23 protein-coding genes are annotated in these 22907 nt (G+C 70.0%); 12 read left to right on the top strand and 11 right to left on the bottom strand.

What is annotated here, in order from left to right; genetic code table 11:
* The first annotated feature begins 55 nt into the window (after nt 1–55).
* Nucleotides 56–670 (top strand): class I SAM-dependent methyltransferase, encoded by a 615-nt coding sequence (locus AB0C21_RS14515; protein WP_500204501.1) that lies wholly within the window; start codon nt 56–58, stop codon nt 668–670.
* Here AB0C21_RS14515 and AB0C21_RS14510 read toward each other — a convergent pair whose 3' ends face one another.
* Entirely contained in the window at nt 671–1615 is a 945-nt protein-coding gene (locus AB0C21_RS14510; RefSeq protein ID WP_500204499.1) for a TIGR01777 family oxidoreductase, read from the bottom strand.
* Between the two features lie 273 nt (nt 1616–1888).
* Here AB0C21_RS14510 and AB0C21_RS14505 point away from each other — a divergent pair, with 273 nt between their 5' ends.
* Nucleotides 1889–2581 carry a hypothetical protein gene (locus AB0C21_RS14505; RefSeq protein ID WP_500204498.1) on the top strand — a complete coding sequence of 231 codons (693 nt, stop codon included), beginning with the start codon at nt 1889–1891 and terminating at the stop codon, nt 2579–2581.
* A 23-nt stretch (nt 2582–2604) separates the two neighbouring features.
* Here the strand turns inward: AB0C21_RS14505 and AB0C21_RS14500 are convergent, their stop codons facing one another.
* The 4 genes from AB0C21_RS14500 to AB0C21_RS14485 all read right to left on the bottom strand — a co-directional run bounded on the left by AB0C21_RS14500 (nt 2605) and on the right by AB0C21_RS14485 (nt 7080).
* Complete coding sequence (locus tag AB0C21_RS14500; protein ID WP_500204496.1) at nt 2605–3873, bottom strand: hypothetical protein; 1269 nt, start codon at nt 3871–3873, stop codon at nt 2605–2607.
* A 193-nt stretch (nt 3874–4066) separates the two neighbouring features.
* Nucleotides 4067–4192, bottom strand: a complete 126-nt coding sequence (locus AB0C21_RS14495) for a hypothetical protein (RefSeq protein ID WP_500204494.1) — start codon at nt 4190–4192, stop codon at nt 4067–4069.
* Between the two features lie 515 nt (nt 4193–4707).
* Nucleotides 4708–6174: a group II intron reverse transcriptase/maturase gene (gene ltrA / locus AB0C21_RS14490; RefSeq protein ID WP_500204493.1), complete on the bottom strand. Its 1467-nt coding sequence runs from the start codon at nt 6172–6174 to the stop codon at nt 4708–4710.
* 636 nt (nt 6175–6810) lie between these two features.
* Nucleotides 6811–7080: a hypothetical protein gene (locus AB0C21_RS14485; RefSeq protein WP_500204491.1), complete on the bottom strand. Its 270-nt coding sequence runs from the start codon at nt 7078–7080 to the stop codon at nt 6811–6813.
* Nucleotides 7081–7838: 758 nt separating this feature from the next.
* On the opposite strand from AB0C21_RS14485, the gene AB0C21_RS14480 reads away from it, so the two are divergent.
* The 5 genes from AB0C21_RS14480 to AB0C21_RS14460 all read left to right on the top strand — a co-directional run bounded on the left by AB0C21_RS14480 (nt 7839) and on the right by AB0C21_RS14460 (nt 11027).
* Complete coding sequence (locus tag AB0C21_RS14480) at nt 7839–8294, top strand: hypothetical protein (protein WP_500204489.1); 456 nt, start codon at nt 7839–7841, stop codon at nt 8292–8294.
* A 445-nt stretch (nt 8295–8739) separates the two neighbouring features.
* Nucleotides 8740–9171 (top strand): hypothetical protein, encoded by a 432-nt coding sequence (locus AB0C21_RS14475; RefSeq protein ID WP_500204487.1) that lies wholly within the window; start codon nt 8740–8742, stop codon nt 9169–9171.
* Between the two features lie 107 nt (nt 9172–9278).
* Nucleotides 9279–9581, top strand: a complete 303-nt coding sequence (locus AB0C21_RS14470; protein ID WP_500204485.1) for a hypothetical protein — start codon at nt 9279–9281, stop codon at nt 9579–9581.
* Nucleotides 9582–10006: 425 nt separating this feature from the next.
* Nucleotides 10007–10303 (top strand): hypothetical protein, encoded by a 297-nt coding sequence (locus tag AB0C21_RS14465; RefSeq protein WP_285914193.1) that lies wholly within the window; start codon nt 10007–10009, stop codon nt 10301–10303.
* Nucleotides 10304–10571: 268 nt separating this feature from the next.
* On the top strand, nt 10572–11027 hold the full coding sequence (locus AB0C21_RS14460; protein ID WP_500204483.1) for a hypothetical protein: 456 nt from the start codon (nt 10572–10574) through the stop codon (nt 11025–11027).
* 93 nt (nt 11028–11120) lie between these two features.
* Here the strand turns inward: AB0C21_RS14460 and AB0C21_RS14455 are convergent, their stop codons facing one another.
* Together AB0C21_RS14455 and AB0C21_RS14450 are read right to left on the bottom strand one after the other, a co-directional pair.
* Nucleotides 11121–11573, bottom strand: coding sequence for a hypothetical protein (locus tag AB0C21_RS14455; RefSeq protein WP_500204480.1), 453 nt, complete (start codon nt 11571–11573; stop codon nt 11121–11123).
* 29 nt (nt 11574–11602) lie between these two features.
* Nucleotides 11603–11914, bottom strand: a complete 312-nt coding sequence (locus tag AB0C21_RS14450) for a hypothetical protein (RefSeq protein ID WP_500204478.1) — start codon at nt 11912–11914, stop codon at nt 11603–11605.
* Between the two features lie 218 nt (nt 11915–12132).
* Here AB0C21_RS14450 and AB0C21_RS14445 point away from each other — a divergent pair, with 218 nt between their 5' ends.
* The gene (locus AB0C21_RS14445; protein ID WP_500204476.1) at nt 12133–12717 is read left to right on the top strand and encodes a dihydrofolate reductase family protein; all 585 of its coding nucleotides are present in this window, start codon (nt 12133–12135) and stop codon (nt 12715–12717) included.
* Nucleotides 12718–12782: 65 nt separating this feature from the next.
* Nucleotides 12783–14189: an MFS transporter gene (locus AB0C21_RS14440; protein ID WP_500204474.1), complete on the top strand. Its 1407-nt coding sequence runs from the start codon at nt 12783–12785 to the stop codon at nt 14187–14189.
* Between the two features lie 117 nt (nt 14190–14306).
* Here AB0C21_RS14440 and AB0C21_RS14435 read toward each other — a convergent pair whose 3' ends face one another.
* The 3 genes from AB0C21_RS14435 to AB0C21_RS14425 form a co-directional block, all read right to left on the bottom strand.
* Nucleotides 14307–15251: an NADP-dependent oxidoreductase gene (locus AB0C21_RS14435; protein WP_500204472.1), complete on the bottom strand. Its 945-nt coding sequence runs from the start codon at nt 15249–15251 to the stop codon at nt 14307–14309.
* Nucleotides 15252–15502: 251 nt separating this feature from the next.
* Nucleotides 15503–16006 (bottom strand): MarR family winged helix-turn-helix transcriptional regulator, encoded by a 504-nt coding sequence (locus tag AB0C21_RS14430; protein WP_500204468.1) that lies wholly within the window; start codon nt 16004–16006, stop codon nt 15503–15505.
* A 45-nt stretch (nt 16007–16051) separates the two neighbouring features.
* Entirely contained in the window at nt 16052–18148 is a 2097-nt protein-coding gene (locus AB0C21_RS14425; protein ID WP_500204466.1) for a lantibiotic dehydratase, read from the bottom strand.
* Between the two features lie 280 nt (nt 18149–18428).
* Here AB0C21_RS14425 and AB0C21_RS14420 point away from each other — a divergent pair, with 280 nt between their 5' ends.
* A complete protein-coding gene (locus tag AB0C21_RS14420) occupies nt 18429–19466 on the top strand; it encodes a ketoacyl-ACP synthase III family protein (RefSeq protein ID WP_500204465.1) in 1038 nt (345 codons plus the stop codon).
* A gap of 5 nt (nt 19467–19471) precedes the next feature.
* Here AB0C21_RS14420 and AB0C21_RS14415 read toward each other — a convergent pair whose 3' ends face one another.
* Nucleotides 19472–21091, bottom strand: coding sequence for an AMP-binding protein (locus tag AB0C21_RS14415; RefSeq protein ID WP_500204462.1), 1620 nt, complete (start codon nt 21089–21091; stop codon nt 19472–19474).
* Between the two features lie 144 nt (nt 21092–21235).
* Between AB0C21_RS14415 and AB0C21_RS14410 the strand changes: the two genes are divergently transcribed.
* Together AB0C21_RS14410 and AB0C21_RS14405 are read left to right on the top strand one after the other, a co-directional pair.
* On the top strand, nt 21236–22123 hold the full coding sequence (locus AB0C21_RS14410) for a sulfotransferase (protein ID WP_500204460.1): 888 nt from the start codon (nt 21236–21238) through the stop codon (nt 22121–22123).
* A gap of 1 nt (nt 22124) precedes the next feature.
* Entirely contained in the window at nt 22125–22898 is a 774-nt protein-coding gene (locus AB0C21_RS14405) for an SDR family NAD(P)-dependent oxidoreductase (RefSeq protein ID WP_500204458.1), read from the top strand.
* The last annotated feature ends 9 nt before the right edge of the window (nt 22899–22907 follow it).

Raw genomic sequence — 22907 nt, 5'->3', positions numbered from 1 at the left:
AGCGTCGGAGGTGCTCGGCTACCCTGGCGTACCGGCTACTGCGAAGGGGGCGTCGATGAGCCGCTGGTCCGATCTGACTGGTGGGAGTTCCGGGGCTTCCTACGCCGCCCGGTTCGCTGACCTCGCCGCCTCCGGGGCGGACGTGCACGGCGAGGCGCGGCTGTGCGCGTCGCTGGTTCCGCCGGGTTCGCGAGTGCTGGACGCCGGCACCGGTACCGGACGGGTCGCGATCAGGCTCGCCGAACTCGGCTACGCCTGCGTCGGAGTGGACCTGGACGCCTCCATGCTGGCCGAGGCCCGCCGGACGGCCCCCGAGATGACCTGGATCAAGGCTGACCTGGCCACTCTCGAACTGCCGGACGCCGATCCCTTCGATCTCGTCGTGGCCGCGGGCAACGTCGTCCCCCTGCTGGCCCAAGGCACCGAGCCTGCGGCGATCCGGGCATTGGCCGAGGTCCTGCGTCCAGGCGGGCTTCTCGTCGCGGGGTTCGGCTTGGACGCCGCTCACCTTCCGGTGCCGCCGAGCGTGGACCTGGCGAGCTACGACGCCTGGTGTGCAGCCGCCGGGCTGAGCCTCGACCGGCGTTTCGCCACCTGGGACGGCGACGATTACCAAGGCGGCGGCTACGCCGTCAGCGTCCACCGCCGGGACTCCACCGCGGACGGGTGATCATCGCGAGTCGCGGACGCGCTGGACGAGGTCTTCGGCGGCCTCCTGCCACTGAGGACGCTGGAAGGTGAAGCCTGCGTCGAGCAGGCGGCCGGGGACGACGCGGCGGCTTTTGAGCAGTAGTTCGGTGTCCGAGCGCAGCGCGAGCGCTCCGAGCTCGGCCATCCACTTCGTCGCGGGCAGGCCCACCGGGACGCCCCACGCCCTGCGCAGTTCCCGCATCAGGGAGCGCTGCGGCACGGGATTGGGGGCGGCCAGATTCACCGGCCCGGTGATGTCGTCCCGATCGATCAGGAACTCCACCGCGCGGACGAAGTCCTGGTCATGGATCCAGGACACGTACTGCGCGCCGCCCGCGACCGGACCGCCGAGGCCGAGCCGGGCCAGCCAGAGTAGGTAGTCGAAGACCCCGCCGCGATCGGGGCTCATCACCATGGCGGAGCGCAGGGCGACCTTGCGGGTGGACGGTGTCCCGGCCCGCTGCTGCGCCCGCTCCCAGTTCTTGGCGATCTTCACGCTGTAGGCCCAGTAGCCGGGGACTCCGGGCTCGGTGCCGCCGATGATGCCGGACGCCTCGTCGTTGGGCGCGTCGAAGCGGTGGGCGTAGATGGTGGCGGTGCTCATCTGGAGCCAGACCCGAGGAGGCTTCGCGGCGCCGGCGATCGCCGCGCCGACGACCTCGGTGGAGCGCACCCGCGAATCCATCATGTCCTGCAGGTTGGCCGGCGTGTACCGGCAGCTCACGCTGCGCCCGGCCAGGTTGATCACGGCATCGCTGCCGTCGATCGCCTCGGCCCACGTCCCCGGCGTCTCGCCGTCCCACCCGATCTCGTGCTCGCGTGTCGGGCGCCTGGTCAGGACCACGACGTCATGGCCGGTGGCGGTCAGCGCGCGATGCAAGATCGCCCCGACCTGGCCGCTCCCCCCAGGGATCACAATCCTCATCGGCCCTCTCCTTCTTGTGAGGCGAGCCTAGCGCGTCTATTTGAACACGTTCAATACTGAGCTTCTCCAGAGGGGCAGGCACTCGAACCGAGCAGAGTGCTGTCGCGACCGCCCCCGAGGGGGTTCAGAAGCGCTCTTGACGGTCGAGAGCCTCGTCGAGCGACCTCCGGAGCGTTGGCGAAGAGACGGGTGCGGCGATCGCGGAAGGACGGCGCCGTAAGCCGGTCCGACCTTCGCTTGCACGACGCCTTGCCTCACCGACACTGTTACAGGATGAGGAAATGGCGCCTCACTGCGGTCTACCAGACGGTTGCAGCCATCGCGCTACTCGTCGGCCTGGGGTTCCTCGTTTGGACGCTCACAACGTTCTCCAGCCTGGTGCACAATGCGTCAGAACTCGGTACCTCGGCGGCGGCGATCATCTCCTCTATCGCTGCTTGGCTCTCGGCACGTGCGGCCAGCCGCGCGAACCCATCGCCCGCGCCTCCACCCGAGACGCCCGAGCAGAGGCTCTGGAATCAGCTCAACAAGAACGCATCCGGGCTTTGGGCCGCTAGTCAGACCCTTGCGGGGCACCTCGACTTCGCCGCGCAGGACATCTGGAACCGCCGGCCTGACGAAGGCGAGGTCGCCGCAATGGGAGCCCGCATGGCCACCCTTGTGGAGCCGATAACCGACCACGTGGCATCGATCCAGGAGATCACGAACACCGCGGGGGCACCGGCGGTCGCGATGCCCGTACTCAACGCCGCCCGCAGCCTTCACGCCCACGCGCAGACCGCGCCGATGCTGGTGACGTCACCTGGCGATACCGGGAGCGACGCACATCGAACCCGGCACTTCGAGCGCATCGCCGCATTCAAGGTCACGCTTGAGACCTGTCTAGGTGACGTTGCCGAAGCGATGGCTCAGCCCACCCACCCACCGGAATCAGCCCCGAGGCGTCGCTTCCGACTCCGCAGATAGGCAACCGGTGATGATGTACGGAGTCAGCCGCACTTGGTGACGGGGACGCCGTAGAGGGCGCGCTTCTTCGCGTGTTCGGCGACCGTCCAGATTCGGCTCTGGCCGCGGTAGCAGCTCAGGTCCTCAGGGCCCATGGCGAGCCTCTGCCTGCCCTTCTTCTCCCAGCGACCCTTGCTCTGGTTCCACACGGCGTGCATGAGGACTCCCGGACGGCCATAGGCCTTGGTGTTGTGGCCGAACCAGGCGTGTTCTTGCCCGCCGTTGAGATACGCGGTCACGCCGCCCTGGACCCGCTTGACCGGCAAGGTGGAGACCGCGAGCGCGCGGGCCCTTCCGTCTGCGCCGGTGGCCGGCTCCCCGTTCCTCAGCGGCCAGGTGGCCATGCGCCCGTTCGGCGCCTTCTCGGCCAAGCCCTTCGGCACGGGGCAGTACTCGCCGGTGACCAGTGAGTCCACCCCGCTGCGGTCGACCGACATCCACGACCACTTGGGCGGGCCGTCGGCCTTGCAGCTCTTCAGCGGCCCCTTGCCCCTAACGTTCACCCAGCTGCCCACCTGCGGCATCACGTACCGGTAGCCGTGTCCGTAGTACGTCTTGCCGTGCAGACCGACCCGGCCCTTCTTCTTGGTGGTGCCGTTCTCGCTCTTGCCGAGGTCGAAGATCCGGCGCATGTCGAACACCCGCAGACCGAGCTGGGTCTCGGCGACGTAGAGGCGGTCGCCGTACCAGGCGACCCCGCCTGCGTGACTCTCGATGTCCTTGTAGGTGGGCTTCCCCTCCTTTGCCATGCCAGGCATGACGAGCAGCACGTGCCGGTACGTGCGGTTCTTGAGGTTGACGAACGTGACGCGGATGTTCTTCGCCTTCTTCGCGTACCAGGTGACGACCATGGTCTGCCCGGCGTTGCCCCATTTCTCGTTGTCCTTGGCGTCGGACACCGTCGAGACGCCCTGCGGGATCCAGTTCTCACCGGCGGAGTCCTCGCCGCTCGCCCAGCAGTACGCGAGCGCCTTGTCCGGAACCTGGGCCTTCTTCGGGGGGCAGCCCTTCGAGCCCTCCACGCGAAGCTTGCGGTTGCCGTTGGCGTTGAGCAGCGCCTGGACGCCGCTCCTCTTCAGCTTCCTGTCGAGCGCCTTGACGACCTTCGCCTTGCCGGCACCCCTCCTGATCACGAAGTCGGCTTTCCCGGGAGCCGCCGCTGCGGCAGCGGAGACCGGCGAGATGGGAACGTCAGATATGGCGGGGAAGGCGTAGACACCGCCGACCATGACGACCGGCAGGGCGACGCTCACGGCGCCGACCCTCAGCCTGCGCCGGTTGTCCACTTGATCACCTCCGGAGGGAGCCACGAACGCAACATTCGCCGAATCTCCCCCCAGAACGCCCTATGTGATTGTGTCGCGGCCCGTAGCCACAAGAGGGAGCTCGTCGTTCTCTTCAGCAAAGCGCACTTCACTGTCTGCAGTCAGAGATTTGAGCTTCCATTTACTCTCCGCCGCAACCGAACACCGGGAGCTGTGACGACCGGGCACTCACCGTGGCGCACTGGTCGGGAATGTCCGCCGGGCAGGCGGTGACCTTGATGTCGACCTCGAGCGGTTCGAAATCCATGGCCGACCACCTGTCTCAATTACGTTCGCTAGCGGGCACGCATGGCACGCCGCCGAGCTCGGCGACACGATGGCTGCCGACCCGCCGTGCCGAGAGCCCGCCCGTGCGGCGGGACTGAGGCTCCATGAGGCTCCGTGGGCCGCCCTTATCCCGGAATCTCGGCGCCCTGATCCGGACGCCCCGTCCTACTGGGAGCTAACTAGCCGGGCGGTGGAACCTCATCACCGTTCCGCCGTCCGTCCGGCAGGTGCGCCTCTGGAATCGCAGGGATCGCCAGGCGGTGATCCAACGGGCGACCTCCTCCTCGCCGAACCCGAGTGCCACCACGGCCTCCGTCTTCACTTCGGTCGTCAGCAGATGTCATTCCTTGATCAGGAGTTACCCCCGAAAACGAGCGACAGAGGAGAGTGGGCCTGGGGCGCGGTGCCGGGGTTGCTCCCGGTCTGTTTCCCCAGACCCCTCGCCGAACCCGCCGTGCGCCTCTCAGCGCAACGGGCTCTCCACGGTTTCTGCCGTCATGTGGGTGCGATCCAGGGGTTGGGGATGGTGTTGCTCCGCCAGCGGTATCGGGTGACCGTGACCTTGGCGATGTCGAACAACTCGGTCCCGTCCGCCGCTGTGATGGGTAGCCACCGCCCGGTGGGGGTGGTGAAGTGGCGTCGGACGTCCTTCCAACTCCAGCGGTGCCGTACTTGCAGCATCCGGATCAGCCGCCACCAGACGAACTGGTGGAGTGCGGAGAACCGGTCTTTGGCCACGGCGTGCTTGAAGTAGTTGGCCCAGCCGCGCATGATCTGGTTGAGTCTGATCAGCACGGATCCCAGGTCTTGTTGCGATTTCCTGTGGGTCAGGGCACGGATCTTGGCCTTCAACGACCGGATGGGCCGGTCGGCGATGAAGGTATAGACGTGCCACTTATCGGTTCCCCTCTTGCGGCGCCACTGGATGCGGAACCCCAGGAAGTCGAACCCGTCAGCCAGGTGCACGATCTGGGTTTTGGCAGGTGAGAGCCGCAATCCCAGTGGTTCGAGCACCCCGGCAACGTCCTCGCGCACCGCCTGGGTGTCGTGCTCGGTCCCGTGGACGAGCACGACGAAGTCGTCGGCATAACGGACTAGCCGCCATGTCGGCAGGCCCTTGCGACGGCGATACCCGCGCTTACCCTCGCTCGACATCGACCCGCCCGGCTTCCACGGTTCCATCAGGTGCTCATCGAGCACCGACAAAGCGATGTTCGCCAGCAGCGGAGACAGGATGCCGCCCTGCGGCGTCCCGGTCGTGGTGCTCCTGTTCTCGCCGAGCTCGGTCAATATCCCGGCTTTCAGGAATGCCTTGACCAGTGCCAGGACACGTTTGTCCTTCACCCGGACCCTCACCCGCTCCAACAGGCCAGCGTGGTCGATCCGGTCGAAGCACGCCTCGATGTCGGCATCCAACACCCATCGGTAGCCTCGGGTGCCGAAATGGTGGATCTCAGCGATCGCGTCCTGAGCACGCCGTCTGGGCCGGAACCCATAGGAGACCGGCTCGAAGTCGGCCTCGAAGATCGGCTCCAGCACGAGTTTCAGCGCGGCCTGAACGACCCGGTCCGCAACCGTCGGAATCCCGAGAGCACGGACCTTCCCCGACCCGCCCGGCTTGGGGATCTTACGTTCCCGCACCGGCAACGGCCGGAACGAGCCATCCTTAAGACTGGCCCGCAGATCGTCCAGGAACCCCGGGACACCGATCCGCTCCTCGACATCGGTGACCGTCAAGCCATCGACACCGGGAGCACGTGCCCCTTGGTTGCCCGCGACCCGGTCGAACGCCACGATCAGCGTCGCCGGGTCATGCACGAAGTTGAACAGGTCATCGAACCGGCGGCCGTGGTCAGCCACCGCCCAACGGTGAAGTTTGGCCTGCATCTCCGATACCCGCGTCCATGACCCCATCGAGGCCGGGTCTTGGGCGCCGCCATTCGGCAGCGCGTCTTTCGGCATTGCAGTCTCCGTCCCTTCTCGAAACCGCTGCCGCCCTTCGCCATGTGACCGGCTCTCCCGGCCTCGGACTACTACGGCGGCTCCGCCCCACCCGGCCCGTTCAGCGGTCGACGCGCCTATCCCCGCCACCAAGCTGGACGCCCGTGACCTGGAGCCGAGACCAGATGGTTCCCGTGTTCACTGTGATTCGCTCGACGAAGTAGGAGCCCGACTTTGTCCCTGCGGCATCGCCATGAGTACGCCGCAGACCTTCCTCATGGCCTCCCGGTCGGCAACGGCAAGCCGACCCAAGAGTTCCCCACCGGCTCCGCCGGCGAGTGCGCACCGCGTCCTGCCCAGATCCACCAGGTTCGAGCAGGCGTCAAGTGGAGGGACGTAACAACGCCGGTTCCTCTCGTACTCCTCTCCAACTCGCTCACCGGACCCGCACCATCTGGCAGTACTGGCACGCCCCGGCTTTGTCAGGGCTGCTCCCACCCTCCCCGGCATCACCCGGATCAGGCTGCCCTCAACTACGCTGACCTGCTGCGACAAGCCACCGGCGGAGGTCTCCCACCTCCACTCGAATCACAGCGCCTCACGGCGCACGCCGTTAACTGGACAGACCCGACGGCCCCCTGGTGGAGCGCGGAAGGTCTAGTACCAGACGTAGAGGTGGTACTTCCACTTGTGGTCGGTGCCCTTGGCGTGCACGCACTTGTAGCTACGGCCGGTGGCCTCTCCGTCGTTGATGCAGGCAGCCAGCGTCCAGTTACTACCCCAGAAGTGCCAACTGGCCTCGAGAGCGTTGCTTGAGGTGCTGCGGTCGGCGGTCTGCAAGGGCGCTGCGTTGGCCGTCGCGGCGAACGCCGGCGACAGCAGTGCGGCCGCGAGGGACGTGACCGCCACGGCTCGACGGGCAAACATCTTCATCTCAGGCTCCTTCTTGATGTGGAGGCGAGGCGGGGTGGAAGGCGAGCATGGCCAGATGCAACAAGTCCCGGGAAGGCCCTTTCACCCTGGCGAAAATGCTTGACGCCGACGCGGTCGCGTTGTGACGTGCCCCGGTCCGTGTCCACTTCTTGCCGCGCGTCGTGTCGTGGCCGCTGGCCAAACGGATCAGCGCCCTCCGGCTCGACCGGTGCCGACGGGGAACGCTGCACTTCAAAGGCGGACCCGCCGCGTTCAGGAGGCCGCCGGGTCAAGCGCGTCCGATCCGCGCGTCGGAAAACGTTCGTTTCCAAGGCAGCGTGGGGGGTCCCCGTCGCTGCCTGGAGGCTGCTGGCCTCGGGGGCGCACCGCCCAGCCCCCCGGACGAGGGTCCGCGCGTCGGCGCCACGCCCCCGGGCGGCGCCGCGGCCGCGCCTTCAAGGTCTTGCTGACCCCGCCCGAGGTGCACGCCATCGCCACCCACGGCGACCACCCAGACGACTAGAAACACCCGGCCGGCCAGCCACCGAGACGACGCAAGTTGAGTGCGGTGGTCCCGGCGGCCCGTCCGCGCGTCAGTCTGTCCATGGCCTCCCGCTACCCGAACCCGCACCCGCGTCCCCTCAACGTCGGCCTGGCGGCGGACCCGGAAGCCCTGACGGGCGGCGCGAACAATCCCCTGTTCACGGCCGTCTACACAAACGCGTGTTGTGTGGCTGTCCGCCCGTTATCCCTCCATGCCCCCGGGAGCCCCTGTGTCCAAGACGATCGCGATCCGCCTCGCTCTCGGCGGCCTTCTCCTCGTCGGCGCCGCCGCGTGCAACGGCGACGGCAATAAGACGGCGGACCGGCCGCCGTCCGCGCCGCCGACGGGCACGCCCTCCGCGGCCACCGGCGCGCCGACGCCGCCCACCACCGCGCCGACCACAAGCGCTCCCGCGACCCCCGAGGGCAGCCCCACCGGTTCCGACCTCCCCCGGAGCAAGCAGCTCGTGATGATCGATCCGGAGGGCAAGCGCTACACGTTCACGAAGATGGCGCAGGCGTCCGCGAGCATGCGGGCCATCATGGGAAAGAGAATGCCGTCGGACTACTGCGAGAAGTCCTACCGGAAGGGCCTGCAAGAAGGCGGGTCGTTCCCGGCGGGCCGCGACGCCTTCCTGGCCGCCTGCCGCTGGGGCATCCGCCTGAGCGACGCCCACCCCAGGTAGAGGAGCACCAGGTCACCGACCCGCCGACCGGGTTCAGACGGTCGGGATTCGGGGTGCTCCCGCAGATCCTCGGCGACCTCGGCGAAGTCCCGCCACCCCTCGGCCTTCTGGATCTCCCCAGCGGGCCGCCTTTGCCTCCCGCTGTTCTTCTCGCAGTCGGTGAACTCACCCACCAGGATGCCCTTGCCGCGCCAGCCTGAGCGCCGTCAGTCTGATCGCCATGCGGGAAAAGTGGCTTGTGCTCCTTGTCATCTGGCCGGCACTTGCAGCCTGTTCCAGCAATGCTTCCCCGGTTTCCCGGTACCCGACACCGGCCACCACGGCGTCAACGACGGAGATCATCCGCGTCCCGGACGAGGAGGCATGTGCCAACCGGCCGTGGCGCCCCCAAAATCCACCCTTCGCCGGTCCGGGCCCGCACTTGATCGTGCCGATCACGCCACACATGCCCGATGACATCGCGGCCGACTTCCGCGGCAAAAGCCAGCCCTACATCAGCGGCAGCCTGGAGCGGGACAAGGGTGAGGACCCGGCCGTCATCACCTGGGACGACAGGCTGGACAAAGTCCAACTGCTCGCCTGTATCCAGGCCGTCAAGGGCGCAGGGCCGATCGGCAAGGTGACCTGCCCCTTCGACGGTCCAGCGACGACCAGGCACACATTCCCTCTGTACAAGGGCAACTACAAAGTGACCCTGCGCGAGGCCCGCACGGGCCGGGTGGTGAGCACCCTGACCATCCCCGGCACGCTGAACGGCGATGACAACTGTCCCAGTAACGCCACCGACACCGGCCACACCGTACTGCTGCGTGCGCTGGACTGGGCCGTGGTCAGCGACAAGCTGCGTCCTCTGGCGAGTGCGCCCGCGCTCCCATAGGCCGCCGCGGCCGGTCGCCAGGGGGCGGTGCCGACGCCAGCCCGCCGGATGTCCGGCCTCTTAAGGCCGCACCCGGGGGTGTCGAGAAACGTTCGTTTCCAAGGCAGGTGCGGGGCTATGTCATCCGGCAGCCCGAGGGGTCGGCGACCGGTCGTTCTACTGAGATCGACCCTGCCGCTGGCGAGCTCGGCGCCCGTGAAGTCGACCGTGCCACCGGCGAACTCAGCGCCGGAGAAGTAGACCGCGCCACCGGTAAACCGGGTGTGGCGGAAGTCGACCATGCCGCCGGCGAACTCGGCGCTGGAGAAGTCGACCGCGCCGCCAGCAAACCGGGCGCGCTGGAAAGAAACGTAGATGTCGGTGAAATCCAGGTGGAGGCCCTGCCAGGAGACGGGGGCTTCACCGCTTAGGTGGTCGCCGATGATGCGGATGACGGTGTGGCGGACCTCGCGGATCGCCCTATACGCGGCGCGAGCCTGGGCATGCTCAGTGGGATCTTGGCCGTCGGCAGGGGTGTCGCCAGGGTCGGCGTCATAGGGGTCATGGCGGCCTGGTCGGCGAGGGTCATCGTCACTGTCTCGATCGTCCCGTCACGCCCTGATTGGTATCAGAAGGACTCGTTCGTCCCATGTCTCACAGGAGTCCGGCAGAGAGGGCGGCGATCTCGGCCCAGGTGGCGTCTGCCACCGCCGGAACTGGGCCGTCAGCTGGTGGCCACACCACCCCTGGCTCGGCCTGGAGTAGGTCAAACTCGGGGAGGAACCGCCGCCCGCCGCCAAACAACCAAGAACGCTACGGTTGGCGGCAAACGGTAGCGCCTGCCTGAGGTGGTGCAATGGCAAATCCATGGATCAGGATCCTGGCCTGTGCTCTGGTCATCATCGGTCTGGTCCTGTTCATCAACACCAGAGAGGCGGTCGTGAACGGCGACGCCGTCAAATGCGGCCGAAGCCAGATGAGACCCGGTCAGCTGTGCGGGAGCTTTGGCGGCGGCGAAGACCGCACCTACGAGGAGGAAAAGAAGAGAGAGGCCCGCGAGGTAGTCATCGGCTACACCGGGGTGGTGCTCGGCAGCCTCGGCATCGTCCTGGTCATCAGCCATGGGATCGCCACGCGACGAAGAAACCGATAGCGGCAACGGCTGCTTCATTACCGATCGTCCTTGACGGTCACCCGGCCGGCAGCCCTATCGAACCACGCGGCCGCGCCTCGCCCGAGGTCGGATTCATGCAATCTGCGCAGGTCAGCGGGGTCGGGACTCGGAAATCGACAGGCGACGCGCCGCAGGGGCCATCCCGCACGGTGTTCTCAGAACTCGTGTCCAAAGACTATGTCTCGTTACTTGAGTGGATCACCGCTTTTGAGACGCGATGGAGCCCTCACGGCGAGAGGGCACGGACATGAAGAAGACCCGCACCGCACAGATCAAGCTCCTGCTGGCCAACCTGGACGCCATCGACTGCGGCCCGGCCACCTACGACACCGAGGGCGTCGGGCACACCGGGCACGGCGTCCGCGCTCGCGCCGAACTGCACAACCTCGGCATCGACATGGCGCACGAGCTGGGCGAGCTTTGCCAGGACGCCGGCGACCGGGACGGCGCCGCCGCCGCGGAGGCACGGCACGACGCCCACTCGGCCGCGTACACGCGCTACCAGGCGGCCGCCCGGCAGGGCGACGCTCACAGCGCCGACCCTCAGCGTGCGCCGGTTGTCCACTTGATCACCTCCGGAGGGAGCGACGAACGCAACATTCACCGAATCTCCCCCAGAACGCCCTATGCGATTGTGTCGCGACCCGTGGTCACGAGAGGGAGCTCGTCGTTCCCTCAGCAAGGCGCACTTCACTGTCTGTAGTCAGAGATTGGGCTCCCATTACTCTCCACCGCAACCGAACACCGGGAGTTGGGCGGTCGGTCGCTCCACGGCGCGATGGTCGGATTGTTCGGTTCAGATGCGCTCGATCGTGATGTCTGCGTGGTCGAGGGTCGCCGCGTAGGCGGCCAGATCGCCGGGGTCGCTGGTCAGAATCTGCGCGGGTACGTGCAGCCCCGCGGTCACGACGACTAGGGCGTCCACCGCGTCAGGACGTTTCTTGCCCGCTGGCACCGCCTTTGCGAGCATTGCCCCGGCCCGCTTGTACGAGTCCAGAGTGGCGGTCTTCGCACAGGCCACGCACCCCGCGCTCGCGGACGCCTTCCCCCGCATAGGCTCTGCGGCACCGCGTGTTTGCGGCACCGTACAGTCCTTGAGATACCTGCTGAAGGCGTGGACGGTCTTGGGATCAGGCCGCCACGCCTGCGCCAGTACCGGGCCGATGACGACAGGACGGTGCGGCGCGGCACGCAACCCGTGATGAACGGTCAAGGCCACTGCGTCACCGCTCAGCATCGCCAGCAGCATGCCCGTGTCATACACGACCGTCCGAGCGGTCACGCGACATCCGCTTGGTCCGAGCCGAGCGCTGCGGACAAGATCTTGCGCGCCAGCGCCCGGTCTTCGGCCGTCAGATCCTCAACAGCGGGCAACTCAGGCATCTCCGCTGCGCCGGACTCCTCCATGGCCATAGCGTTGTCCGCGTCCAGCGGGGCGAAGACCGCCGCGGCGGCATCGTCCGCGGCCATCTGCGCCACGGCGGCGGCGACCATGTAGCCGGACACATCCAGACCTGCGGCGTCGGCATGCGCTTTGATCGCGGCTTGGACCTGCGGGTCCGCCGAGATACTGAACCTGATGTTCGCCACCCGCATAGCGTAACACGCCGTATTACGCAGCTCCGCGTCCGGGCAAAGACTCGAGAATGGCCTGGTGCACGGCGGCCATCCACGTTGCGCGACGCCGACTGGAGGTGGTGCGACGACTTGTACTGGAAATTCTCACCGGGCTGTCGATTTGCGGGGATGGGGTTCGTGTAGGGGGTGAGGGCCCGCAGAGGGCGAGCCTGGTACTGGAGGGGGCGGTCATGCGGGTGGTCAGGGTCACGATGTTCGTCACGCTTGATGGGGTCGTGCAGGGGCTGGGGCGGTCGGATGAGGACACTCGGGGCGGGTTCGTCCATGGCGGGTGGGGGCCTCAGTACAACGACGAGGTCATGGGACGCGAGATGGCCAAGGGGATGGCCAACGCCGGGGACATGCTGTTCGGGCGCCGGACGTGGGAGGACTTCTACAAGGCGTGGGGGCGGGCCACCGACGGCAACCCGTTCACCACTCACATGAACGCGGCCCGGAAGTATGTCGTGTCCAGGACGTTGGACGACGCGGACGCGTGGGAGAACTCGGTTCTGCTGCGGGGCGAGGCCGTCGAGACGGTGCGCGAGTTGAAGGGGCAGCCGGGGCCCGATCTGGCGATCAACGGGAGTGCGTCGCTGGTCCAGAGCCTGCACGCGGCCGGGCTGATCGACCAGTACACGCTGCTCATCCATCCACTGACCCTGGGCAGCGGCAAGCGGCTCTTCGAGGGGCCCGCGCCTCTGACCGAGTTCGAGCTCACCGGGAGCGTCACCACCGGCAAGGGCGTGATCATCGCCCACTACGACCGGAGATGACCTTGTCGGGGTGAGGGCGGTTGGTTAGCTTTCGGGCTACCTTCGCCTCGGTGTTAGGACCCCCGATGCTCCCTCAGAAGGCGTCCCGCCGACCTCTCGTGTCCGGGGCCGGCGGGGGGCCGGCGCTGGCCTTGCTGTGCGGTGCCCAGCTCACGTTGGTGGTCGATGCCTCGATCGTGAACATCGCGCTGCCCAGCATTCAGCGCGGGCTCGGGTTCAGTGACGCCGGGCTCTCGTGGGTGGTCAACGCCTACACGCTCGCCTTCGGTGGGCTGCTGCTGCTCGGCGGACGAGCCGGTGACCTGTTGGGGCATCGGCGGGTGTTCTCGGCGGGGGTCGGGGTCTTCACCGTCGCGTCGTTGGTCGGGGGGCTCGCGGTCACGCCGGGATGGCTGCTCGCGGCCAGGGCCATGCAAGGGGTCGGGGCCGCGTTGGCCGGGCCGGGGGCGCTGGCACTTCTCGCGACCACGTTCCAGGACGCGGAGCGCAGGAGCCGGGCGCTGGCCGTGTTCTCCGTCGTCGCGAGCGCGGGGATGGTGGCCGGGCTGGTGCTCGGCGGTGTCCTGACGGCGTGGGCGTCCTGGCGGGCGGTCCTGTTCGTCAACGTGCCGGTGGGCTTGGCGATCGTGCTGCTCGTGCCGCGCGCCGTCCGGGAGTCGGCGAGGCAGGAGGGACGGTTCGACGCGGGCGGGGCGCTCATGTGCACGGTGGGGTCGGCGCTGCTGGTGTACGGGTTCATCCGGGCTGCCGAGCGAGGGTGGTCCGGGGGGCTCACGGTCGGCGCCTTCTGCGCGGCGGGTGTGCTGCTGGCGCTGTTCCCGGTGGTCGAGGCGCGGGCGCGGCAGCCGATCGTGCCGTTGTGGCTGTTCGCCGACCGGGACCGGGTGGGCGCCTTCCTCATGCGGTTCCTGCTGACGGCGGCCATGAGCGGGATGCTGTTCTTCCTGACGCTCTACGTGCAGGGGGTCCTGGGGTACGGGCCGTTGGAGACCGGGTTCGGGTTCCTGCCGACGACGGTCGCGCTGATCGCGGCCAGCCGGGCGGTGCCCTGGCTGCTCCCCCGGTACGGGCCGCGGCCGATCATGGCGGCGGGGGCCGTGCTGTGCGTGGTCGGGATGGCGTGGCTGACGCAGGTGTCGCGGGACAGCTCCTATGTCGGGATGATCCTCGGGCCGGTGCTGCTGTTCGGCGCCGGGACGGGGCTGGTGGCGGTGGCGGCGACGTTCGTGGCGATGGCGTCGGTGCCGGCCGGGGAGTCGGGGGCCGCCTCGGCGCTGCTGCAGAGCATGCAGCAGATCGGCGGGTCGCTGGGCGTCGCCGTCCTGGTCACCGTGGACCATGCTGGATCCTCGGAGGTGGACGGCATGCGGGACGCGTTCACGGCCGGGGTTGGGTTCACCGCCTGCATGCTTGTGGCCTTGGTCGCCTTCCGCGTTCAGGGGCGTTCCGGGTCGCGGAGGTCGCAGCCATAGCGCCGTCCCAGCGGACGGCAAGCGCGGCCGCCCGCCTCGCGGGAGGCGGGCGGACGCGCTCGGCGGCTTCACCGGGCAGGGGCGGCCACGTGGTCAAGGTGCCGGCGGGCGGCGCCGTCAGGTGGTGGGCGGGAGGACGACGACCTTGCCGGACACCTCGCCCGCGGCGGCCCTGGCGTGGAGCGCCGGCAGCTCGGCCAGCGGCACCCGCTCGGCGACCTCGACGCGCAGCTCGCCGCTGTCGACCAGGTCCACCAGCTGCGACAGCTGTCCGGCGTCACTGCGGACGAAGAGGTTCACGCCGCGCACGCCGCGCTCCTCGTCGGAGGGCGCGGGCATCCACACCGTCGTGTTCACGATGACGCCGCCCGGCCGGACCAGGGCGGGCATCGCGGCCAGCTGATCCGGATCGACCGGCGCGAGGTTGAGTACGACGTCGACCGGCTCGGCCACCGCCGAGAACAGCGCTGTGGCGGTGTGGTCGACGACCTCGTCGGCCCCCGCCGCCCGGACGCGTTCGGCGCTGCGGGGGCCGGCCGTGGCGATCACGTGGGCGCCGGCCCTCCTGGCCAGCTGGACGGCATAGCCGCCGACCGCTCCGCCCGCGCCGTTGACCAGCACGCGCTGCCCGTCCGCCAGGTCGGCGTGGTCGTAAAGCGCCTGCCACGCGGTGAGGCCCACCAGCGGCAACGCGGCTGCGTCACCCAGCGGGACGTTCTTGGGCGCGGGCGTGAGCACCTCGGCCGGCGCGAGGACGTACTCCGCGGCGGCGCCGACTCCCGTCATGGGCAGGAAGCCGATGACCTCGTCGCCCACCTCGAAGCCGTCGACGTCCTCGCCCAGCGCCTCGATCGTTCCGGCGACGTCGAGGCCGGGCGTGTGCGGCAGCGTCACGGGGATGGGCCCACGCATGCCACCCGCACGGATGCCGGCATCGACGGGGTTGAACGACGTCGCGGCGACGCGGATCCGGACCTCGCCGGCGCCGGGGACGGGCTGCTCCGCGTCCTCGTAGCGCAGGACGTCGGGGTCGCCGTACTCGTGGAAACGCACTGCCTTCATCGGAGCTCTCGCCTTCACTGGTAGCAGTTGCTTCAAATTCGAAGCGCTTGCGGCCAAGATACTGCTGATTCAAATTCGAAGCAAGTGACGTCCGACACCCTCGGCCCCTGGCCGGGATGAGGTCGGGAGAACGTCACGGTCGCGCGGGCACGGCGGACACGCGACCGGTGTTGTCGCGGAGGTAGGGCAGGCGGGCGGCTACACGCGCCGGCCGCTGCCGCGTCGAGCCGCGGGACTGCGGCCCGGAGTCGTCACGTTCCGCCCTTGCGGCGGCGGGGTGCGGCCGAGCGGGGCGGTGCCGAGCGCATGTGGTCCCGCACCGGGACGAGCAGGTCGGCGAGGGCCCTGACGTCGTCGGGCGACAGCGGCTCGAAGAGCAGGCCGCTCACGACCTCGATGTGGCCGGGCAGCACCTTGGCGAGCAGCGCGCGTCCGGCATCGGTGATGGTGACGGTGATGCCCCGCTCGTCATCCGCGGCGGGGGCGCGGACGACGAGGCCCGCCTTCTCGAGCAGGCCCGCCTGGTAGGTCAGGCCGCTGCGGCTGTAGACGACGCCGTCCGCCAGGTCGGTCATGCGGTGGCTTCCCGTCGGTGAGTCTCCGAGTCGGGCCAGCAACTGGAACTGCACGTAACTGAGGTCGCCGGCCTCGCGCAACTGCTGCTCGACCGCGTGCCGGAGCAGGCTGGTCACCTCGATGAGGGCGAAGTACGCGCCGAGTTGCGCGGGGTCGAGCGACGGCGGCCGATCGGACATGACCGAAGTCTACTGCTGCGAATTCGAAGGGGTCGGTAGACGCTCTCAAGGACCTTCCGGGTCGCAGAGCTGGAGGCGCAATTCGCAGCTGTAGCGCCGTCCCGCCGCGTCGGGGAGCCACGATTCGTCCAGGTCCGGGAGCAGTTCGGTGAAGACGACAGGGACGTCGTCGCCCGAGGATTCGCGGGCCGTGCGGAGGAACGTGGCGAAGGAGGAGACGTACCGGGGGCCGGTGAAATCGACGTAGACGGGCTTGACCTCCGTGCCCACCTTCGCGAAGACGCGCTCGGGCATGCCGAGGGAACGGCGCAGGCGGCGGGCGGCGAGGTACTCACGGGGGCCGTGCGCCGGGACGATGCCCGTCCCGCCGACGGTGGTGCGCCAGGTCTCCCGGGCGACGACGAGACGGTCCAATGTGAGCCGCGGGTTGTGGGGGCCCGTGCCGGCGAGCTTGAACGCCTCGGTGCCCAGCCAGCCGAACAGCAGGGCGAACACCTCGCGGAGCGGGCGCCGGAGCCCGTCCGGCCCGGTGACCTCCAGGGTTCCTTCGCGCTCGGACACCGTCAGCGCGACCAGGGGCAGGACGCGGGCCGGGTCCGCACCGGGCGCCGCCGTGAACGCCAGCTGGTGATCGGTAACGCCGAGGACCGGGGCGATGCGCGCGGTGTACCGGGGCCACCAGGTCGGATACAGCGGACGGAACTGGGGGCCGATGTCCTCGGCCGCCGCGTCCCGCAGCCGCTCGGGGTCGGGGTGGCGTTCGGTGAAGAGAGCGCAGTCGAGGGTCGGCCACGCGGTGTGCATCTCGCCGAGGACGAGGGTGAACTCCCCCGCCGCCATCGCCTCGGCGCTCGGCGCGCGGACGCAGAGGTCGGGGCTGTGGATGCGGGCGCCCGCCCATCCTGGACGCTTGGCGGCGAACAGCCGGGCGGCCTCGGCGCGGAGGTCCTCGGAGGTGAAGTTCAGGCGGTGGTCGCGTGGCGCGGCGTCCAGGCCGAACAGCGTGTCCCAGCGGCGGGCGAACTCGGCGGCGACCGCGTCCACCGGACGGTCCCTGCCGGTCAGCAGGGGCTGGGCGGCGTCCCAGAATTCCGGCATCGGGACGGCGGTCGCGCCAGGGCCGAGCAGGTCGCGGAAGGCGGCGTCGTAGGCCTCCGCCAGGACCGCCGACAGCCAGCGCGCGGCGGGCAGGAGAACGGACCCGAACGGGCCCGACAGCGTCTCAAGGAACGGGCGGCCTAACGTGAGGTCCAGGTCGCGAACCGTCTCCTCGTAGCAGAGCCGCCGCCCCGCGTACATCTGCCCGCTCCGCCGCTCCGGCTCCGCCCCGGTGACGGCGGTGAACTCGGCGTCCAGGTCTGCCAGCGCGACGGCCAGGGCGTCGGCGTCACCGGCCGCGGCGGCCACGGAGGCGCGGGCCCGGTCGAGCCGCGCGAGTCCGGCCAGTGCCCGCTTCCTGGCCTGGGGCTCGGGGATCGCTTCGAGTGTGTCGCGCAGGACGCGCTCCGCCTGCGGGTTGTAGGGCATGTTCACGCCGCGCCAGACGATCCCGTCCTCGGTCAGACGGTCCAGGGCTGCGGCCAGGGGCGGTTCAGGGGCGATCTCCGCTGCGGGGCGGGTGCCGTCGCATCGGGAGAGCACTTCGGTCTCGGCGGCGGTCAGGAGGCGCGGGTCGTCTCCGGGGCGTAAGACACGGTTTCCGTCGGCGAGCAGGTGCGGGTGGACGCCGGCGGGCAGCCACGGCGCCACGTCCGGGTCGTCCAGGAGCGCGGCGACGTATGCCTCCAGCGCCCAGAACTCGTAGTCGACCTCGCGGGACCGCACCAGTCCCCCGCCGGGCTTCGCCTCGACCGCCACCGGAGCCTCGGGGTCGAGCGAGCCCCAGGCGACGGGGCCGAAGAAGCCCGCGGTGTCGTTCTTGCCGCAGTACCGCTGCCAGTAGCGGACGAGGGTGTTCTCGCGGGCGCGTCGCTTCTGGCGCTCGCGCCTCGGGTTCTTGCCCGGCCGGACGGCGGGTGCCTCGGCGAGACGTGCCAAATGCCGCGCGGCGCCGGGGTTCTGCCATGTCACCGCCTCGCGGAAGAGCGGATCGGCGGCGATCTCCGCGGCGGCGCGGCCCGCGTCCGCCAATGCGGCGTCCATGGCCTGCGTGAATTCGGTCTCGGCCGTGTTCCCGTCGAGAAACGCATCGGCGATCCGGGCGCATTCCGAGGCCGCGAAAAAGGCCAGTCCGTCGGCGGGAAAACCGGTGGAGCGGATCAGCACATCTCGCCAAACCGACCATCGCGTTCCGGGTAGCGGCACCGAGTGCCCTGCGTCGCCCACCGCGAACTCCCTCCGCCGTCGAAAACGGCTCTCGCCCCGGGACGATGATCACCATAATCTGTTGATTTGTTCGCCGTCACCATCCCGGAGGTCCGCAATGCGCTGCGACGGTCTGTTCCTCGCCGGGCTCGCCCATCGGATACCCGACGCCGTGGACGTGGACGATGCGGTGGAGGACGGCCGCTACGACCCGGACGACCGGAAGGCCGACGACTACGCCTCCGTGGCGGTCTCCACCGGGGAGGCGCCGCCCGAGATGGCCGCCGTCGCGGCGCGCCTCGCGCTGGCCCGGGCCGGGCTTCCAGCCTCCGGCGTCGCGATCCTCCTGCACGCGTCGGCCTGGTTCCAGGGCGTCGACTACTGGCCCGCCGCCTCGTACGTGCACCGCGAGGTCCTCGGTGAGGAGGGCCGGCGCGCGCCCGCGCTGGACGTCCAGCAGATGTGCGCGGGCGCCCTCGGCGCGCTGGAACTGGCCGCCTCCTACCTGGCCGCCGACGCGTCCCGTGAATCCGCCCTGGTCACGACCGCGGACCGGTTCGCCGACCCCGGCTTCGACCGGTGGCGCGGGGACGTGCGCGGCATCGTCTACGGGGACGGCGCGGCCGCCGCGGTCCTCGCCCGGGACGGCTTCGCCCGGCTGCTGGCCGTCTCGACGGTCGTCGACACCGGGCTGGAGGGCATGTACCGGGGCGACGAGCCGTTCGCCGCCGCCCCCGGCCGCCGGGTGGACGTGCGCGCCCGCCGCGCCGCGTTCGCCGCGAGCTCCCGGCACCTGGTGGGGAGCGTGGCGGAGCGGACCACCTCCGGCCTGACGGAGGCAGTCGACCGGACGCTGGCCGAGGCCGGGCTGAAGCTCGCCGACGTGTCCCGGTTCGCCTTCCCCAACGTCGGCCTGCATGTGCTGCGCACCCGGTACGCCAAGCCGCTCGGCCTGGACGTGGAGCGCACCACGTGGGACTGGGGCCGCCGCACCGGACATGTCGGCGCGGCGGACCAGCTCACCGGCCTGACCCACCTGGTCGAGACCGGCCAGGTGGGGCCGGGCGACCGGGTGCTGCTGGTCGGGATCGGCGCCGGGTTCGCCTGGACGTGCGCCGCCGTCGAGATCACCGGCCTTCCCGGCTGGGGCGTCTGACGCGGTCAGGTCAGGCGTTCCCGGAGGGTCGTCTTCTGGACCTTGCCGGTGACGGTCTTGGGCAGTTCGTCCACCAGTTCCAGCCGTTCCGGCCAGTAGATCGGAGTCATCTCCGCCTCCTTCAGCGTCGCCCGGAGCTCCTCCAGGGTGACCGGAGGCTCCCCGGCGGCCGGCACGACCACCGCGCAGATGACCTGGTCAGCGCCCTGCCGGACCGGGATGCCGATCACGCTGGCCTCGCGGACGCCCGGATGCCGGCAGAGGGCCGCCTCCAGTTCGGTGTCGGGGACGAACAGGCCGTTGCGCATCACGGTGTCCTTGGCGCGTCCGGTGATGCGGATGCCGCCGCGGCCGTCGTCGCGGGCGAGGTCGTCGGTGTTGAACCAGCCCTCGTCGTCCAGGAGCGCCTGGTACAGCTCGGGGCGCCGGACGTAGCCGAGGCACTGCGTGGGGCCGCGCACCCACAGCACGCCCGAGCCGTCGCGCTGGCCCTCGATCGGGTCGATGCGCAGTTCCATGTCGGCCATCGGGCTGCCGTCGCTGTGGACGGCCCAGTCCTCGGGGTCGTCGGGGCGGCTGACGGTGACCGCGCCGTTCTCCGACATGCCCCACAGGGAGTGCAGCCGCAGCCCGAGCACCTCCTTGACCTCCTCGACGAGCTTCGGCGGGATCGGCGCGGACCCGCTGATGACCGCGCGCAGCATGCCGAGGTCGCGCGGCGCCTCCCGCTGCGCGTCCACCAAGGACCGCAGGTAGTGGGGCGGCGCGTACACGTAGGTGACGCCGTAGGAGGCGAGCATTTCGAGGGTCGGCGGGCCGTCCTGGGAGTCCTGGAAGACGGAGGTGGCGCCGAGCGACAGCGGCATGAGCATGCCGCGGACGAACCCCGTGTAGTGGGTGTTCCAGGCGACCATGGTGATGACGTCCGAGCCGTCCAGCGCGAACACCTCGGCCTCGCCGCGGATCGCCGCGTACAGGGTGTTCTGGCTGTGCAGGACGCCCTTGGGCTCGCCGGTCGTGCCGGACGTGAACAGCACCAGGAACGGCTCGTCCGGCTCGCGCTCCCGGCCGTCGAGGTCGTCCGCGCGGGTCTTCTCCCAGGGCGTGTCGAAGAAGTGCGCGTGCAGGTCGAGGGCGCCGGCGGGCTTCGGGCCGCCGGACACCGCGACGTGCTCCAGCGACGGCAGCTCGCCCGCCAGCCGCACGCCGAGCTCGCCGAGCTCCTCGCCGCCGTGCACGGCCTCGGTGATCAGCACCCGCGCGTCGGTGAGGTCGAGCATGACCTCCAGCTCCCGCCGCCGGTAGATGGGCAGCAGCGGGCAGATGCGGGCGCCCGCGCGCAGGCAGCCGAGCGCGAGGACGGTGATCTCCCAGCCGTTGGTGAGCTGGACGGCGACCGTGTCGCCCGGCCGCACGCCGAGCTCGGCCAGCGCGCCGGCGCACCGGTCGGCGAGCCGGGTGAGATCGGCGTAGGTCAGCGCGCGGGTCTCGCCGCCGACCCGGCGGGCCACGAGGGCGGTCTTGCCGGGGTGCGCGCGGGTGTGCCGGCGCAGGTCGTCGAGGAAGGTCCCGTCCCGCCACCAGCCCGCCCGGCGATATTGCAGTGCGTTGGTCAGCCCCGCCATCACGGCCTCCGTCTGTTATGTCACGACGTCACAAAACGACGAATCAATCCTGTTCTTATCTTGGTGGTTCCGCTTTCCGCAAGATCATGTTTTTATGTTCCCGACCAGGTTGCACCGGTACACCCGGAGGAGCCGAGTTTGCCAGTGAAGGTGCTTTACATCACCGGTTGGTGTCGCAGCGGCAGCACCATGCTGGGCAACGTCCTCGCCGAGGCACCGGGCGTCGTTCATGTCGGTGAACTGCGTTTTCTCTGGTTGAACGGGGTGCTCGGAACGGGCAGCAACCGGCGCTGCGGCTGCGGTTCCGGACACCGCGAATGCCCGTTCTGGTCGGAGGTGCTGGAGGAGGTCCGGCCGTCCGGGACGTCCCTCGAACGGCACGCCGCCGAGGTCGTCGCCTGGCAGGACGCGTACCGGACCCGGCACACCTGGCGGGTGCTGCGCGACCCGTCGCGCAACGGATGGCCGGACGTGCTCGCCGCCACCTACCGCGCCATCGCCCGCGTCTCCGGCGCCCGGGTCATCGTCGACAGCTCCAAGTTCGCCTCGGACGCCGCGCTGCTGGCGTCCCTCCCGGACGTCGAGGGGCGCTACGTCCACCTGATCCGCGATCCCCGCGCGGTCGCCTGGTCGTGGCTGCGGCCGAAGGACTACACGGGCCGCCGCTCCGCGCTGAACAGCACCTGGCACTGGACCGGCTTCAACCTGGCGGCCGAGGCGGTCGGCCGCGCGCACCGCGACCAATCGCTGCACATGCGCTACGAGGCGCTGGTGCGCGACCCGCGCGCCGCCGTCGACGCCGTCCTGGACCTCCTCGGGCACGAGGGCCCGAACCCCGTCGCCGCCGACGGGACGGTCGAGCTCGGCGGCAACCACACGGTCACCGGCAACCCGAACCGGTTCGGCCGCGGCCGGACCCGCATCGAGGAGGACCGCAGGTGGCACGCCGCGCTCCCGCGCCCCCAGCGGTCCGCGACCACGCTCATGGCGCTCCCCCTGCTGCACCGCTACGGCTACGAGAAGAGGGTGTGACGTGGACCTGGGACTGAACGGAAGGGTGGCCCTCGTCGCGGGCGGATCGGCGGGCATCGGCCTCGCGATCGCCCGCGACCTGGTGCGCGAGGGCGCGACGGTTTCCATCGCCGGCCGCGACGCCGCCCGGCTGGCCAAGGCCCGCGACGAGATCCGCGCGGACCTCGGCGCGGAGGTCGGGACCCGGTCGCTGGACGTGCGCGACACGGAGGCGGCGCGGGCCTGGGTGGACGAGGCCGCGGCCGAGCACGGCGCCGTGCACATCATGGTCACCAACGCGGGTGGGCCGCCCGCCGGGCCGACCGGGGCGTTCGGCCCGGACGACTACCGCGCCGCGCTCGACCTCGGCATGGTCGCCCACATCGGGCTCGTGCAGGCCGCGCTCCCCCACATGCAGGCGGCCGGATGGGGCCGGGTCCTTATGGTCACCAGCGAGACGATCCGCGACCTCATCCCGGCGTTCGCGCTGTCGGGGATCGTGCGGACCGGTCTCGTCGGCTACGCCAAGACCCTGGTCCACGAACTGGGCCCGGGAGGCATCACCGTGAACGTCCTCGCTCCCGGATACACCGCGACGGACGCGCTGCTGTCCGGCATCACCGGCGAACCCGAGGCGGAGACCGCGCGCGTCGCGCGGGAGGCGGGCATCCCGCTCGGCCGGGTCGCCCGCCCCGAGGAGGTCGCTGCGGCCGCTGTGTTCCTGCTGAGCGAGCGCGCGAGCTTCGTCACCGGCACCGTCCAGGTCGTCGACGGCGGCCGCTCCCTGGGGGTCTGACCATGCCCG

This window comes from Spirillospora sp. NPDC049024, from assembly GCF_040649235.1.
Classification (GTDB): Bacteria; Actinomycetota; Actinomycetes; order Streptosporangiales; family Streptosporangiaceae; genus Spirillospora.
Note: the sequence above shows the minus strand (reverse complement) of the source record. Positions and strands in the feature narration are given on the sequence as shown.